Here is a 14,463-nt window from a genome sequence, read left to right as displayed (position 1 = left end):
CGGGTCCGGCCTCGCTGGAAGATCCGGCTCGGGTCAGTCACGACCCCAGCGCATCAGGCAGGCGCCCAGCGACATCCCGCCACCGAACCCGGCCAGCAGCACCAGCTGACCGTCGCGCAGTGACCCGTTGTGGTTGGCATCGTCCAGGGTGACCGGGAGCGAGGCGCTGCCCACGTTGCCGTACCAGGGCAGGGTGAGGTGGGTGTGCGCGTTCTGCAGGCCGGCCGCGTCCACCAGCTCCTGGAGCATGATGCCGTTGGCCTGGTGCGGCACGAAGTGGTCGACGTCGTCGGCCTTGAACTCGTTGCGCCGCAGCAGCGCGTCCAGCGCCGGGGGCACCCCGGTCGCCACGAACTCACGGACACCGCGGCCGTTCATCCGGAAGTAGTGGTCGCCGTCGGCCACGGTCTGCGCCGATGCCGGGAGCCGGCTGCCGCCCGCCTTCACATGGATCAGGTCGTTCGCGTCGCCACGGGACGACAGTTCCAGGTCGATGATGCCGTACCCGTCCGGTACCCGGCCGACCACCGCGGCACCGGCGCCGTCACCGAAGAGCACCGCCGTACGCCGGTCGCCGAAATCGAGGATCCGCGAGTAGACATCCGACGCGATCACCAGAACGAGAGCGTCGGGCTGGGTCCGGAGCAGGCCGTTCGCCACGCCGAGCGCGAAGACGAACCCGGCACAGACCGCGTTGACGTCGAAGCAGGCGGCCCCGGTGGCCCCGATCGTGTGCTGCACCAGGTTCGAGGTCGGCGGCTGCGGGGAGTCGCCGGTCGAGGTCGACACGATGATGTAGTCGATCTCGGCCGCGGACACCCCGGCCCGCCGCAGTGCCGCCCGCGCCGCCCGGGCCGCCAGGTCGGAGGCGGCCTCGTCCGGGGCGGCGAACCGGCGGGCCTCGATCATGGTCTTCCGGGACACCCATTCGGGGTCCGCGTCCGGCACGAGAGCGAGCAGATCCACATTGGTCACGACTCGCTCGGGGAGGTACGACCCGGTACCCAGAATGCCTACCGCCACGCCTGTTCTCCCAGCTCTCCGCACGTTTTCACGTTTCACGCAACCGCCCTGCAAAGGTAGTTCCGCAGGGCGGTGACGTGCGGATCGATCAGCTGGCGGTTCGGCTGGACAAGAGCGGACGGACGGCAGGCCACCATCGGCCCGGGGTGGTGTCTACTGGCGACCGCGATCCCGGTACGTCCACGATCCATCACCGAGAGTAGTGCGGCCGGCCCGGCCCTGCGGCTGGGACTGCCGCTGGGGTGCGGGCTGTCCGCCGAACGGGACCTGCGCCGGCGCCTGGCCCTGGTTCTGCCGGTGGTCGATGCGGGCCTTGAGGTAGTCGGCCGCGGCCCGGTCCTCCTCCGTGGGGGCGGAGACCAGCGCGTAGCCCATGCCGATGATCGCGAAGACGACGGCGGCACCGACCGGCACGAGCAGGCCGGCGGCGGTGGCGCCCTCGACCGAGCCGAAGTTGCTCTCCGGGACGACCGACATCGCGAGCATGCCGGTGAAGTGCATGCCGTTCACCGCGACACCCATGACCAGCGCGGACACGAAGATCGCGATCGGCTTGGTGACGACCAGCGTGAGCCAGAGCGCGACGGTGGCCGCGACGACCGCGATCGCGACCGAGGCGATCACCTCACGGCCCGCGTAGTGGATCTGGCCACGCAGCTCCATCGCCGCCATGCCGGTGTAGTGCATCGCCGCGACGCCGAGGCCGGCCAGGATGCCACCGATCAGGATCCGCACCTTGGAGGCGCTCCGGCCGAGCAGCGCGATGGCCAGGCCGACACCCACCGAGACCAGCGCGATGATCGCGCTCGCCACGGTCAGGCCGATGTCGTAACGGATGGGGGTGCCGTCCACGTCGAAGCCCATCATGGCGACGAAGTGCATGCTCCAGATGCCGGTCGCACCGATCGCGAGCGCGGCCAGGGTCAGCCACCAGGCGCGCTCGCCGCCGGTCTTCGCTGACCGGAGCCGAACAGCGCTGGTGAGTCCGAGTAGTGACCCGAGCACGGAAAGGATGTAGCTGACCGTGGGGGTCAACGCCCCGTACTCGAAGTGATGGATCTGCGCCATCTCGCGCCGTTCCTCTCGTTCGCGAATCCGCTGGGCTGCATCCTGCCCGTACCACCGCCATGGGCGTGACTGATTGTGACGCAGGTTTCGTCAAGAGAGAACGTGCACAGCATCTCGATTTGGATCACGCCAAAACGTGAGACGACCCGGTCAGAGGCATGAAGGGTGACATAACACCACAGACCGTCACACAGCGATCACTCGGGAATTGTGTCACCTAAAATAACATTCGGTAACACCGGAGAAAACTTCACAAAGGTACGGATCACCCGGCGCGGGACAGCAGGACCAACGCCTGCGCACGCTGGGAATGCAGGATCTGCACGGTGTCCTCGGTGCAGGTGCCCGGCTTCTCGTCCAGCACGCAGAGGGTCCCGACCACGTGCCCCTCGGCCGAGTTCAGCGGCACACTGGCGTAGGAGCGCACTCCGCTGACCGAGAAGAGCGGCGAGTCGGCGTACTCCTCGTCGGCGGCACTGTCGCCGATCAGCACCGGCACGTCCTCGGCGACCACGATGGTGTCCGGCGACCACTCGACCGGCACGCCACCGGCCTCGCGCACCCAGCGGGGCATGCCGTGCGACCCGGCCACCACCACGCTGTCGTTGAGCACCAGCGTGATCGCCGCGGCCGGCACACCGGTCAGCTCGGTCAGCTTCTCGGCGAAGGCGTCGAGGGCGTCGGCGTGACCCGGCCGGGTCAGGTAGTCGGAGACGGCGAGCAGGCGCCCCACGTCGACCAGCTGGGTCGCGGCGTCGTGGTGTTCGGCCGGCTCACCGGCGGTCCGCGCGGCCAGCAGTTCGTTGGTGGCGTCGACGACGTGCTTGGGCCGTACCGGCTTGGAGATCGTCACGTCGCACAGCCCGCGGGCGGCGGCCGGCGCCGCGGCGGACAGCATGATCACCGGGATCGTGGCGGTGGACGCGTCTTCCCGGAGCCGGCCGGCCACGTCCAGGCCGCTCATCCCGGGCATGTGATGGTCGAGAATGATCAGATCCGGGCCGGTCTCGCTGATCATGTCGAGCGCGGCCGGGCCGGTCGGCGCGGTCCGGACGGTGTGCCCCGCGTTGCTCAGCACCGTGGCGAGCAGCTGCGCGATGTCGGTGTCGTCCTCGGCGACCACGATCGACGCCATCCCGTGTTCCCCCAACGCTCGTTCCGCGAGTCGCCCGACGATAACCCGGATAACCCGCGTCATGGCCGTGAACAGGCGATACACGTAGGGTGGAGCGATGTCGGAGCGGTTGACCAACTGGGCGGGGAACATCGGCTTCGGCGCACGGCGGCTGGTCCGCCCACGCACTCTCGACGAGTTGCGCGAGGTGGTGACCGGCTCGGAGCGGCTGCGGGTCCTCGGCAGCGGCCACTCGTTCAACCGTCTCGCCGACACCGACGGCGACCTGGTCTCCCTCGCGGGCCTGCCACGTACCGTCGAGGTCGCGGCCGACCGGGCCACGGTCCGGATCGACGGCGGCGTGCGGTACGGCGAGCTGGCCACCCGGCTGGCCGACGAGGGACTGGCCGTGCACAACATGGCCTCGCTGCCGCACATCTCGGTGGCCGGTGCGGTCGCCACCGCCACCCACGGTTCCGGGGTCGGCAACGGCAATCTGGCCACCGCCGTCTCCGGCCTGGAGATCCTCCGTGCCGACGGCTCGATGGCGGTGCTGGACCGGTCGGATCCCGATTTCGCCGGCGCGGTCGTCGGGCTGGGCGCGCTCGGCGTCGTCACCGCTCTGACGCTCGACGTGCGGCCCGCCTTCGACCTGCGGCAGTACGTATATGAGGACCTGCCCGAAGCATCCCTGCACGGGCACCTCGACGAGATCCTGTCGGCCGGTTACAGCGTCAGCCTGTTCACCCGCTGGACCGGGCCGGGTGTCGACCAGGTGTGGCTCAAGCGCACCGAGCCGATGGAGGGCGACTTCTTCGGCGCCCGCCCGGCCGCCGGCCCGCGCCACCCGGTGCCCGGCATGCCGACGGAGAACTGCACCGAGCAGGGCGGTGCACCCGGTCCGTGGCATGCCCGGCTGCCGCACTTCCGGATGGAGTTCACCCCGAGCAGTGGCGAGGAGCTCCAGTCCGAGTGGCATCTGCCCCGGTCGGCGGCGCTCGCCGCGATCGAGGCGGTGTCCGGTCTCCGCGAGCGGGTCGCCGCTGTCCTGCAGGTCTGCGAGATCCGCACGATCGCCGCCGACACCCTGTGGCTGAGCCCCCACCATGGGCGCGACAGCCTGGCCCTGCACTTCACCTGGATCGCCGACACCGAGGCGGTGCTCCCGGTGGTCGCCGACCTGGAGGAGGCGCTGGCCCCGTTCGGTGCCCGCCCGCACTGGGGCAAGATCTTCACCACCGCCCCGTCCGAGCTGCGGGCCGGCTACCCCCGCTTCGCCGATTTCGCCGCGCTGACCACCCGTTTCGACCCCACCGGCGCCTTCCGCAACCCGTGGCTGGACGCACTGCTGGGTTAGCAGCCGCAGGCGGCGCCGGCCGGGGCGGTCAGGTCGTCGGCCGGACGGGACCACTCGCCCTTCAGGTCGTGGACCGCGAAACCCTCGCGCACCCAGTACTCGTAGCCACCGATCATCTCCTTGACCTGGTATCCGAGCGTGGCGAACTCCAGGGCGGCCCGGGTGGCCCCGTTGCAGCCGGGCCCCCAGCAGTAGGTGACCACCGAACTCCCGGCCGGAACGAGAGCCGCGGCCCGGGTGGCGATCTCCCGGGTCGGCAGGTGGATCGCGCCGGGAAGGTGTCCCTGGTCCCAGGCCTCGGTGCTGCGGGAGTCGACGACCACCAGCCCGGGGGTGGCGGCGTGCAGGTCGTGGTGGACGTCGCTGACGTCGGTCTCGAAGCGGAGCCGGTTGCTGAAGTGTTCGATCGCGCTGGTCATGCCGTTGATCGTGCCGTCCGGCCGGGCGTCGGCCCAGTGGCGGCAGCGACACCTGCCGCTAAGATCCCGCCATGCACACCGTGGCCGTTCTCGCCTATCAGGGCATGTCCGTCTTCGAGACCGGCATCGTCACCGAGGTGTTCGGGCTGCCCCGCCCCGAGTTCGACTTCCCCTGGTATGAGCTGACCATCTGCGCCGAGGTCCCCGGCCCGGTCCGGCTGGTCGGTGGCGCCACCCTGCACACCGAGCACGGCCTGGACGTCTTCGCCGCCGCGGACACGCTGATCGTCCCGGGGGTGCCGGACGTGCGGGCCGAGCCGTCCCCGGCGCTGGTGGCCGCGATCAGGAAGGCGCACACCCGGGGCGCACGGATCATGTCCATCTGCTCGGGGGCGTTCGCGCTGGCCGGCGCCGGGCTGCTGGACGGCCGCCGAGCCACCACCCATTGGCGTTATGCGGAGATCCTGCGTCGCCGCCATCCGGCTGTCGAGGTCGACGCGGACGTGCTCTACATCGACCTCGGCGACGTGCTGACCAGCGCGGGCAGCGCGGCAGGCCTGGATCTCTGCCTGCATGTCATCCGTCGCGACCATGGCCCGAAGGCGGCGAACCTGGTGGCCCGCCGCCTCGTCGTGCAGCCGCACCGGGACGGCGGGCAGGCCCAGTTCATCGAGGCGCCGATGCCGGAGGACCCGGCCGACGACCGGTTGTCCAGCAGCATGGCGTGGGCGCTCGGCAACCTGTCCACGCCGATCAGCGTCGAGACACTGGCCCGGCGCGCGCACATGTCGGAGCGCACCTACCTGCGGCATTTCGCCCGGGCGACCGGGACGACGCCGATCCGCTGGCTGATCGGCCAGCGGGTGCACGCCAGTCTGGCGCTGCTGGAGACGACCGGGACGCCGATCGAGGAGGTGGCGGCCGCTGTCGGGTTCGAGAGCCCGGTCACCTTCCGGCACCATTTCACGCAGGCGATGCGCACGTCACCCTCGGCTTACCGGCGCGCCTTCCACGTCGGCTGACCGGATCCGCACCCCGCCGGGCGGCAGGACGACGTCTCCCACGGTGGCCGGTGCGGTGCCGTGGTTGAAGAGGAACAGCAGTTCACCACGGCGGACCGCCTCCACTTCGGACGGCAGATCGGGTAGCACGGGCTGGATCCCGGCGAGGGAGGCCACCCGGTGCAGCAGCGTCTGCAGCGAGTCGTCGGTGAGTCCGGTCGAGAGGTACCAGGCGGAGCCGTCGCCGTACCGGTTGCGGGTGATCGCCGGCGATCCGGCCAGCGGGCCGTCGCCGTAGAGGCTGATCGTCTCGGCTCCGGCGGTCTCCACACGCTCGACCCAGCGCCCGGCGACGAGATCGGCCGTCGAGGAAGGGGCAGCGGAGAGACCGGGCCCGTCGGACAGGTTGATCACGGTTCCGGGTGCTTGCGGGTGCCATTCGACCACCCGTACCCCCAGGATCTCGCGGAACGCGCCGGGGTAACCGCCCAGCCGGATGCGGGTGTCGGGCTCGGCGATGCCGCTCAGGTAGGTGACCACCAGCGTCCCGCCGGCGGCGACGTAGTCACGGAAGGCCGCGGCCGCCTCGTCGGAGACGAGGTAGAGCTGCGGCACGACGATCATCCGGTAGTCACCGAGGTCGGTGGAGACGCCGGGGAAGACGAAGTCGGCCTGCAGCTTGGCCCGGTACAGCGCGCGATGTGCCTGCCGCACCGCCGCCTGGTAGTCGATGTCCTCGGCCGGGAGACCGGCCCCTTGCAGGGCCCACCAGGAGGGCGCGTCCCAGGTCACCGCGACACTCGCGGCGGGCGGTGGGGCTTCCGACGCCTCCGGCGAGAGATTGCGGAGGGTACGCCCCAGCGCGACCGCCTCACGGAAGACCGGGGTGTCGGGTCCCGCGTGCGGCACGAGCGCCGAGTGGAACAGTTCGGCCCCGCCGCGCGGCTGCCGCCACTGGAAGTACATCGCCCCGCCGGAACCCCGGGCCACGTATCCGAGGCTGTGCCGGGTGAGCCGTCCCGGCTCCTTGGCGTGCATCCGTCCGCGCGTGTAGATGAGGTTGGGTCCGGTCTCCATGAGCAGCCAGGATCCGCCGCCCCATCCGCGGGCCAGGTCGGCGGCGAAGGCGGTCTGTTCCTCAGCGGCGGGGCCGGCGTCGTCCGGGTAGTGGTCGACGGCGACGACGTCGACCTCGGCGGCCCAGCGCGCGTGGTCGACGCTGACCCAGCCGCCCTGCACGAAGTTGGTGGTGACCGGCACGTCGGGGTTGGCGGCGCGCAGCAGGTCACGCTGCTCGATGAAGCCGTCGAGGAGTTCGTCGGAGAGGAACCGGCGGAAGTCGAGCACGTGTGCCGGATTCGGCATGTACTGGGTGGCGCGCGGCGGGGTGATCTGTTCCCAGTCGGAGTACCGCTGGCTCCAGAACGACGTGGTCCACGCCTCGTTGAGGACGCTCAGATCGCCGTGCTTCTTCTGCAGCCAGTGCCGGAACGCGGCGGCGGTGACGTCGCAGCGGCAGTCCGTGCCGTACTCGTTGTGCACGTGCCACATGGCGAGCGCCGGGTGGTGGGCGTACCGCTCGGCGAGCCGGCCGGCGATGTCGCGGGCGGCGGCACGATAGGCGGGCGCCGACACGCAGTAGGTGTCCCGGCTGCCGTGGGTGAGCCGCACCCCGTCGGCGGTGACCGGCAGCGCCTCCGGATGGGCGAGGGTGAACCAGGGTGGCGGCGACGCGGTCGGGGTGGCCAGCGCGACCCGGATCCCTCCGTCGTGCAGCAGGTCGAGCACCCGGTCGAGCCAGCCGAACTCGTAGCGGCCGGGCTCGGGTTCGAGGTCGGACCAGGCGAAGACGCCGACCGTGGCGATGTTCACCCCGGCCTGCCGCATCAGTGCGACGTCCTCCGCCCACACCTCTGCCGGCCACTGCTCCGGGTTGTAGTCGCCACCGAAGAAGAGCAATCAGACCACCTCTTGCTATTAGTTTGAACTCTAAACAAAATATGAGCCGTGCAGAGCAACGTCAATCCGTCGTTCCGGGACGCCGAGTCCACCGAGGACTGGGAGCACGCGCTGATCAGCGGCAACGGCCGGCAGGGCGCGCTCTGCTACGGCTCGCCCGCCCGGCTGCGGTTCACCCTGGCCCACGAGGACCTCTTCCAGCCGGTCACCGAGCCGCTTCCGGCGCCGCTGACCGCCCCGGCGCTGCCGCGCGTGCGCGAGCTCCTCGCGGCCGACCGGTTCCGCGACGCGGCTCGCGCGGTGTGTGACCTCGCCGTTCAGGAGCATGCGGGGTACGGGCAGACGCGCTGGATAGATCCGTTGATCGGCGCCGGAACATTGACTTTCACTCCGGCGAACCCGGGGGACGGCTATCAGCGCGGCACCGATTTCAGCACCGGTGTGGTCCGGCAGGAGTGGGCCGGCGTGACCGTCGACGCGTTCGTGTCCCGGCCGGCCGACATGCTGGTCATCCGGGTCGCCGGCACGGACGGGACGGTCGGGGTCGAGCCCATCGAGGGCACCCCGGAGCGGCCGATCCACTACACCGTCGACGGATTCGGGGACGATCTCGTCCTTACCGGACGATTCGAGCAGCCGCTCTGGGCGGGAGCCCTGCCGGGGTGGGCCTTGGCGGTGCGCGTACGGCGTACCGAAGAAGGGGTCTTGATCTTTGCCCGAACCGTGACCGGAACGCCCGCACCGGCCGACACCCTCGCCGATCTGCCCTCCGGTGACTTCGACGACCTGCTGGAAGAGCACGTGGCCGAGCACGGCGACCTGTTCGGCCGGGTCCGGCTCGATCTCGGCGGGAGTCGCGCGGAGCAGCTGTTCGACGCCGGCCGGTACGCGATCATCAGCAGCACCGGCCGGCGCCCGCCGACGTTGCAGGGTGTGTGGAGCGGCACGTATTCGCCGCCGTGGCGCAGCGGGTGGACCATCGACGGCAACCTGCAGGCGGCGCTGCTCGCGGTGCATCCGACCGGGACGCCGGAGCTGATGCCGCCGCTGTTCGACCTGCTCGACGACCTGCGCGACGACTTCCGGGAGAACGCGCGGCGCCTCTACGGCGTGCGCGGCCTGTTCGTGCCGGCCCATCTCGGCACGCACGGCCGGCAGAACCATTTCGGACCGATCTGGTGCCTGACGTTCTGGACCGCCGGGGCCGCCTGGCTGGCCCGCCTCTACCTGGAGCACTGGCAGCACACCGGTGACCTGGCATTCCTCCGGGAGCGCGCACTTCCGTTCCTGCGCGAGGCGGCTGAGTTCCACCTGTCGTTCGCCACGATCAGGAACGGTCACGCGCAATTCAGCCCGTCCTACTCCCCCGAGAACGACCCGGGTGGCTCCGGCGATCAGGCGACGGTCGACGCCACCCTCGACGTCCAGGCGGTCGGGGCGCTGCTGCGCGGCCTCCTGACCGTCTGCGATGTCCTGGGGATCACCGGCCCCGACACGCTGCGCTGGAAGTCGCTGCTCGCGGCGCTACCGCCGATGCGTGTCAACGACGCCGGTGAGCTGGCCGAATGGGTCGATCCGCGGTTCCCGGACAACCACGAGCACCGGCACTGCAGCCAGCTCTACCCGCTCTACTACGGCGGTGATCCGGCGTTCGACGAGGATCCGGCGCTGCGCTCCGCGGCGGTGCGGGCGGTGCGGGCCCGGTTGCGGTGGTGGCTCAGCGAGGCCTCCGACGAGATGGGGTACGGCCTCGCGCTCCTCGGTGTCGCGGCGGCCCATCTCGGGCTGGCCGAGGAGGCCCATGCGGCCCTGACCAGGATCTCCGAGGCGTACTGGCGGCCCAACCTGGCACCCACCCACAACCGTGACCACATGTTCAACGTGGACCTGGCCGGTGGCCTCCCGGCCCTGGTGGTGGCGATGCTGCTCCGCAGTCGCGACGTCACCGCCGACGGTGTCGCCCGCATCGACCTGCTCCCGGCCCTACCGTCGGCCTGGCCCACCGGCTCGGTCCGCGGCCTGATCGCCCGCGGCCCCGTGACGGTGGACCTGACCTGGTCCCCGGGCACGGTGCGGGCGGTCCTGACCTCCCCCACCGATCGCACCGTACAGATCGGACTGCCGTCCGGCGCGGTCGAGACGGTCACCTTGCGGGCGAACATCGCGCACCGGATCCAGGCCGCGTTTCGGAATTCGGCCTAACCCTTCACCGCGCCGATGATCACGCCCTTGGTGAAGTGGCGCTGGACGAACGGGTAGATGATCAGGGCCGGGACGACCGTCACGACCACGACCGCCATCTTGATCGCCAGGCTCGGCGGGACCGTCGAGCCCAGGCCCGGGATGGCGACCGTCGCACCCGACGACGCCGGCGACTGGCCGGCCAGGATGAACTGCTGCAGGACCCGCTGGACCGGCTGCAGGTCGTTCCGGTCGATGTAGAGGATCGCGTTGAAGAACGCGTTCCAGTAACCGACCGCGTAGAACAGGCCGACCACCGCGGTCACCGCCTTGGAGAGCGGCAGCACGATCCGGGTCAGGATGCGCAGTTCACCGGCACCGTCCATGCGCGCGCTGTCGTACAGCTCGCCGGGGATGCTCATGAAGAACGCCCGCAGCACGACCAGGTTGAACGCGCTGATCGCGGTCGGCAGGATCAGCGAGAGCAGGTTGTCCTTCAGCCCCAGGCCGGTGACCACCAGGTAGCTCGGGATCATGCCGGGGTAGATCAGGAACGTCAGCAGGAAGTAGAACAGGATCGGCCGGTGCCCGAGCGTGCCCGGCCGGGACAGGCCGTAGGCGGCGAGCACCGTGACGACCAGGCTGAGCGCCGTTCCGGCGAGCGTGACGATCGTGCTCACCAGGATCGCGTCGGTGATCTGCCCACCCGAGAAGATCACCACGTATGCCGACGGGTTGAACTCGCGCGGGATGAACACGTACCCACCGGCGCTGTTGATCGTCTTCTCGGACGACAGGCTGGTCACCACGACCACCCAGAGCGGCACCACCACGACCGCCACCACCAGGGTGAGGATCGTGCCCTTGCCGAACTGGCCGAGCAGCGACGGCTGCTCCTCCCACACCGGCCGCAGCGTGTTGCGGCGCGGCCGGACCACGGTGTCTGCGCTCATCTCTTCGAATAGATCCCTTGCTCGCCGAAACGGTGCGCCAGCTTGTTGGCCCCGACGATCAGCAGGATCCCGACCGCCGCCTTGAACAGGCCCGCGGCCGCGCCGACACCCCACTGCTGGATCGCGATGCCCTGGTAGTAGACGTAGGTGTCGACCACCTCGGCCGCCTCCCGGCCGACCATCTCGCGTTGCAGGACGAACTGCTCGAAGCCGACGTTCAGCGCGTCACCGAGCCGCAGGATCAGCAGCAGCACGATGACCGACCGGAGGCCGGGCAGGGTGATGTGCCACATCCGGCGCCACCGGCCGGCCCCGTCCGCGGCGGCCGCCTCGTACAGCGCGGGGTCGATGGCCGCGAGCGCCGCCAGGAAGACGATCATGCCCCAGCCGGCGTCCTTCCAGATCGCCTGCGAGGTGATCAGGAACATGAACGTATCCGGGTTGGTCATGATCTCCGGTGGCGTGAACCCGGCCTGCCGCAGCGTCTGCGCGAGCAGGCCGGCCCCACCGAGCATCATCTGGAACAGCGACACCACCAGCACCCAGCTGAAGAAGTGCGGCAGGTAGACGACGCTCTGCACCAGCGACCGGATCCGCGGCGACAGGACGCTGTTCAGCAGGACGGCCAGGGCGATCGGGATCGGGAAGTAGAAGACCAGCTGGAACGCCGTGATCGACAACGTGGTGATCACCGAGTCCCAGAACGCGCTCGTCTTGAACAGGTACTCGAAGTTCCCGAACCCGATCCACTCGCTGTAGAGGAACGCCTCCAGGGGGTTGTCGCCGACGAACGGGTTGTAGTCCTGGAAGGCGATGACGTTGCCGAGCGCCGGGACGTAGTGGAACACCAGCAGCAGCGCCATCGCCGGGAAGCACATGAGCAGCAGCGGCCAGTCCCGCCGCAGCCGCTGCCCGAAGGACAGCTGCTGCCGCGAGACCGCCGTGACCTTCTTCTTCGCCTTGACCGCGACCTGCGGCTCGACGACGGGTGGCGCGCTCATCGCCCGTTGTCAGCCAGAACCTTGGCGTAGAAGTCACGGCCCGCGTCCCCGCCGGCGGCACGCCAATCGGAGACCACCTTGTCGAACTCGCTGACCGGGGTGCGGCCCTTGAGGATGTCGGTGATCTTGTCCTCGGTGGGCTGCGCGAGGGCCGCCATCTGGGTCGGCTTCTCCACCTTGATGCCGTCCCACGGGTTGACCTCGAGGTACTTCGAGGCGTCGTTACCCCAGTTCACGAAGTCCGCGGCGTAGGTCGGGATGTCCGGGCCGCCGACGACGACGGGCGGACGGCCGCCGAGGAAGATGAACTGGTTGGCGAACTCCTTGACCCACAGGTCGTTGGTGACCGGCGCGCCGTTGGCGTCCCGCTTGAAGTGGGTGCCCTCGACCCCGTAATTCTGCAGCTCCCACTCCTTGGTGCCGAACGGCGCCGCGGTGTAGTTCAGGACACGCAGCAGCTCCTGGGTACGCTCCTGGCCGAGCCCCTTCTTGACGAACGTCCAGAGGATCGACGGGCGGGTACGCCAGCGAACCGGCGCCTGACCCTTGTCGGCACCGAACACCTTGACGGCCTGCATGTTGAACTTCGGGTTGATCTGTACGGCCGGTCGCCACGTCTCCTTCCAGGAGCCGCCGCCGGTGCCGTACATGAACAACTTGCCGCCCTTGAAGAGGGCCTGGGTGTCGCCGCCCTTGCTCGACGCGATGTCCGGGTGGACCAGCTTCTCGGCGTAGAGCCGGGCCATGAACTCGACGGCCCGCTTGTACTGCGGCAGCTCCATCCGGTGCACGACCTTGCCGTCGGCGCCCTTCAGCCAGCCGTCCTCCGAGCCGCCGGCGCCGCAGATCTGCTGCACCTCGAGCCAGATGTCGCCGAACGCCCACTCGCCCTTGTCGGCGTTGGTCATCTTCTTGCCGAACTCGTAGAGCTCGTCCAGGGTGGTCGGGTCGGCGATACCGCGCTCCTGGGTGACGTCCTTACGGATGAAGAGCACCGAGGGGTACGGCGAGTCGGTGGGGAACGGGACGCCCATCAGCTTGCCGCCCCACACCGAGTCCTGCCAGGCCGCCGTGTCCAGCCCGGCGAGCAGCGGGTACGCGTTGACCTTGTCTCCGGACAGGTGGGGGGTGAGGTCCTCGAAGAGCGCGTGCACACCCTCGGAGAACCGGGCCAGCTTGGCCACCTCCCAGCCCGGGATGCAGGTCAGATCGGGTACGTCCCGGGCGCCCAGCATGGTGTTGAGCTTGTCGCCGTACGTGTTGCCGTCCTGGATGTTGAAGGTGATCGCCCCGCCCAGGTCGGCGTTGACCGCCTCGTTGAGCTTGTTGCCGGCCGGCGGTGCCGGGCCCCACCACGGGGTGGTCGCGGTGACCGGCTTGCCACTGGTGATCACCTTGTCGGTGACGGCGTCGACGAGCGACGTCGGGTACTTCACGTAGCCGTCCGCCATCGGCCGGATGCCCTTGACGTCCGGCTGGACCAGGGTGGAGTCCTTGAACTGCGGAACCAGACCGGCGGCCTGCTGGGCGTTGGTGGCCGTGCCCCCGGTGCTCGGGTCCTTGCTGCAACCGGCGAGAACTCCGCCACTGGCCAGGGAGGCGGCGCCGAGGCCGACCAGTCCGAGGAAGTTCCGCCTGTTCGTCGACGCGCCTTCCATCGCTCTAGCCACGGCGCACCACCCTTCCGTTATGGGTTTAGTTTGGTTAGCGTCTAAACTAAGTACATCGAAGACAAGCTAACTGACGTGGTGCCGACCCGACAAGCATCGAATGGGAGCGCACCCACCGTCAGACGCCGATCAGGGGAGACGACGAACCGCGGTGATGCGGCAAGATGACCAGGCGGACAGCACGCGTGTGCGCCGAGAGCGGGGCCTGATGTTGCGCCGAGAGCCGGGCTTGATGTTGCGCCGAGAGCGGGGCTTGATGTTGCGCCGAGAGCGGGGCTTGATGTTGCGCCGAGAGCGGGGCTTGATGTGAAGACCACCCGGGCCGACCCACAACCGGCCGACTTCACCGACGTGCGCGCCACCAACCTGGCCGTGGTCCTGCGGCACCTGCGCGCCAACGGGCCCAGCTCACGCGCCGCCATCGCCGCCTCGACCGGACTCAACAAGGCCACCGTCTCCAGCCTGACCGGCACCCTCATCGAGCAGCGGCTGCTCCGCGAGACCGGCCTCAGCGGCAACCGGATCGGCCGGCCCGGCACCGCACTGGCGCTCGACGGTTCGGCGTATGCGGCGATCGGTCTCCAGGTCGCCGCCGACCGCCTCACCGCCCTCGCCGTCGACTTCGCCGGCGACCAGCTGCTGCTCTGGCACCGGCAGTTCGACGGCGGCCTGGCCGCGACCGGCCCCGGCCGGGCGGTCAGCGCGGTCGCCGCCCTC

Annotated in this window: 12 protein-coding genes; 4 read left to right on the top strand and 8 right to left on the bottom strand. The window is 69.9% G+C overall.

Annotated elements, in window-relative coordinates:
- Window positions 1-33: 33 nt before the first annotated feature.
- The 3 genes from ACFO0C_RS45140 to ACFO0C_RS45130 all read right to left on the bottom strand — a co-directional run bounded on the left by ACFO0C_RS45140 (window position 34) and on the right by ACFO0C_RS45130 (window position 3,226).
- Window positions 34-1,023: a 3-oxoacyl-ACP synthase III family protein gene (locus ACFO0C_RS45140; protein WP_378073043.1), complete on the bottom strand. Its 990-nt coding sequence runs from the start codon at window positions 1,021-1,023 to the stop codon at window positions 34-36.
- Between the two features lie 153 nt (window positions 1,024-1,176).
- Window positions 1,177-2,091: an MHYT domain-containing protein gene (locus tag ACFO0C_RS45135; RefSeq protein ID WP_378073042.1), complete on the bottom strand. Its 915-nt coding sequence runs from the start codon at window positions 2,089-2,091 to the stop codon at window positions 1,177-1,179.
- Window positions 2,092-2,356: 265 nt separating this feature from the next.
- On the bottom strand, window positions 2,357-3,226 hold the full coding sequence (locus ACFO0C_RS45130; protein ID WP_378073041.1) for a response regulator: 870 nt from the start codon (window positions 3,224-3,226) through the stop codon (window positions 2,357-2,359).
- Window positions 3,227-3,323: 97 nt separating this feature from the next.
- On the opposite strand from ACFO0C_RS45130, the gene ACFO0C_RS45125 reads away from it, so the two are divergent.
- Entirely contained in the window at window positions 3,324-4,562 is a 1,239-nt protein-coding gene (locus tag ACFO0C_RS45125; RefSeq protein ID WP_378073040.1) for a D-arabinono-1,4-lactone oxidase, read from the top strand.
- On the opposite strand, the gene ACFO0C_RS45120 is transcribed toward ACFO0C_RS45125, so the two are convergent.
- On the bottom strand, window positions 4,559-4,981 hold the full coding sequence (locus tag ACFO0C_RS45120; protein WP_378073039.1) for a rhodanese-like domain-containing protein: 423 nt from the start codon (window positions 4,979-4,981) through the stop codon (window positions 4,559-4,561). The two genes, ACFO0C_RS45125 and ACFO0C_RS45120, sit on opposite strands and share 4 nt — an antisense overlap.
- Before the next feature lie 71 nt (window positions 4,982-5,052).
- Between ACFO0C_RS45120 and ftrA the strand changes: the two genes are divergently transcribed.
- The gene (ftrA, locus tag ACFO0C_RS45115; protein ID WP_378073038.1) at window positions 5,053-6,003 is read left to right on the top strand and encodes a transcriptional regulator FtrA; all 951 of its coding nucleotides are present in this window, start codon (window positions 5,053-5,055) and stop codon (window positions 6,001-6,003) included.
- Here the strand turns inward: ftrA and ACFO0C_RS45110 are convergent.
- Complete coding sequence (locus tag ACFO0C_RS45110; protein WP_378073037.1) at window positions 5,965-7,941, bottom strand: beta-galactosidase; 1,977 nt, start codon at window positions 7,939-7,941, stop codon at window positions 5,965-5,967. The two genes, ftrA and ACFO0C_RS45110, sit on opposite strands and share 39 nt — an antisense overlap.
- Before the next feature lie 48 nt (window positions 7,942-7,989).
- Here ACFO0C_RS45110 and ACFO0C_RS45105 point away from each other — a divergent pair, with 48 nt between their 5' ends.
- The gene (locus ACFO0C_RS45105) at window positions 7,990-10,143 is read left to right on the top strand and encodes a glycosyl hydrolase family 95 catalytic domain-containing protein (protein ID WP_378073036.1); all 2,154 of its coding nucleotides are present in this window, start codon (window positions 7,990-7,992) and stop codon (window positions 10,141-10,143) included.
- On the opposite strand, the gene ACFO0C_RS45100 is transcribed toward ACFO0C_RS45105, so the two are convergent.
- From ACFO0C_RS45100 to ACFO0C_RS45090, 3 genes are read right to left on the bottom strand one after another with little or no spacing between them, the layout of a single operon-like run.
- Complete coding sequence (locus ACFO0C_RS45100; protein ID WP_378073035.1) at window positions 10,140-11,075, bottom strand: carbohydrate ABC transporter permease; 936 nt, start codon at window positions 11,073-11,075, stop codon at window positions 10,140-10,142. The two genes, ACFO0C_RS45105 and ACFO0C_RS45100, sit on opposite strands and share 4 nt — an antisense overlap.
- Complete coding sequence (locus ACFO0C_RS45095) at window positions 11,072-12,076, bottom strand: ABC transporter permease (RefSeq protein ID WP_378073034.1); 1,005 nt, start codon at window positions 12,074-12,076, stop codon at window positions 11,072-11,074. Before ACFO0C_RS45095 ends, ACFO0C_RS45100 begins: the two co-directional genes overlap by 4 nt.
- Window positions 12,073-13,746: a sugar ABC transporter substrate-binding protein gene (locus tag ACFO0C_RS45090; protein WP_378073033.1), complete on the bottom strand. Its 1,674-nt coding sequence runs from the start codon at window positions 13,744-13,746 to the stop codon at window positions 12,073-12,075. Before ACFO0C_RS45090 ends, ACFO0C_RS45095 begins: the two co-directional genes overlap by 4 nt.
- 306 nt (window positions 13,747-14,052) lie before the next feature.
- Between ACFO0C_RS45090 and ACFO0C_RS45085 the strand changes: the two genes are divergently transcribed.
- On the top strand, window positions 14,053-14,463 hold a 411-nt coding region (locus ACFO0C_RS45085), incomplete at its 3' end, for a MarR family transcriptional regulator (RefSeq protein WP_378073032.1).

Origin of the sequence: Actinoplanes subglobosus, assembly GCF_042650585.1 — a bacterium.
Classification (GTDB): Bacteria; Actinomycetota; Actinomycetes; order Mycobacteriales; family Micromonosporaceae; genus Actinoplanes; species Actinoplanes subglobosus.
Note: the sequence above shows the minus strand (reverse complement) of the source record. Positions and strands in the feature narration are given on the sequence as shown.

What these genes read in the sequence shown, in the direction of transcription:
- ACFO0C_RS45135 (WP_378073042.1), bottom strand. Translation starts at nt 2,091, where the DNA reads ATGGCGCAGATCCATCACTTCGAGTACGGGGCGTTGACCCCCACGGTC.
- ACFO0C_RS45130 (WP_378073041.1), bottom strand. Translation starts at nt 3,226, where the DNA reads ATGGCGTCGATCGTGGTCGCCGAGGACGACACCGACATCGCGCAGCTG.
- ACFO0C_RS45125 (WP_378073040.1), top strand. Translation starts at nt 3,324, where the DNA reads ATGTCGGAGCGGTTGACCAACTGGGCGGGGAACATCGGCTTCGGCGCA.
- ACFO0C_RS45120 (WP_378073039.1), bottom strand. Translation starts at nt 4,981, where the DNA reads ATGACCAGCGCGATCGAACACTTCAGCAACCGGCTCCGCTTCGAGACC.
- ftrA (WP_378073038.1), top strand. Translation starts at nt 5,053, where the DNA reads ATGCACACCGTGGCCGTTCTCGCCTATCAGGGCATGTCCGTCTTCGAG.
- ACFO0C_RS45100 (WP_378073035.1), bottom strand. Translation starts at nt 11,075, where the DNA reads ATGAGCGCAGACACCGTGGTCCGGCCGCGCCGCAACACGCTGCGGCCG.
- ACFO0C_RS45095 (WP_378073034.1), bottom strand. Translation starts at nt 12,076, where the DNA reads ATGAGCGCGCCACCCGTCGTCGAGCCGCAGGTCGCGGTCAAGGCGAAG.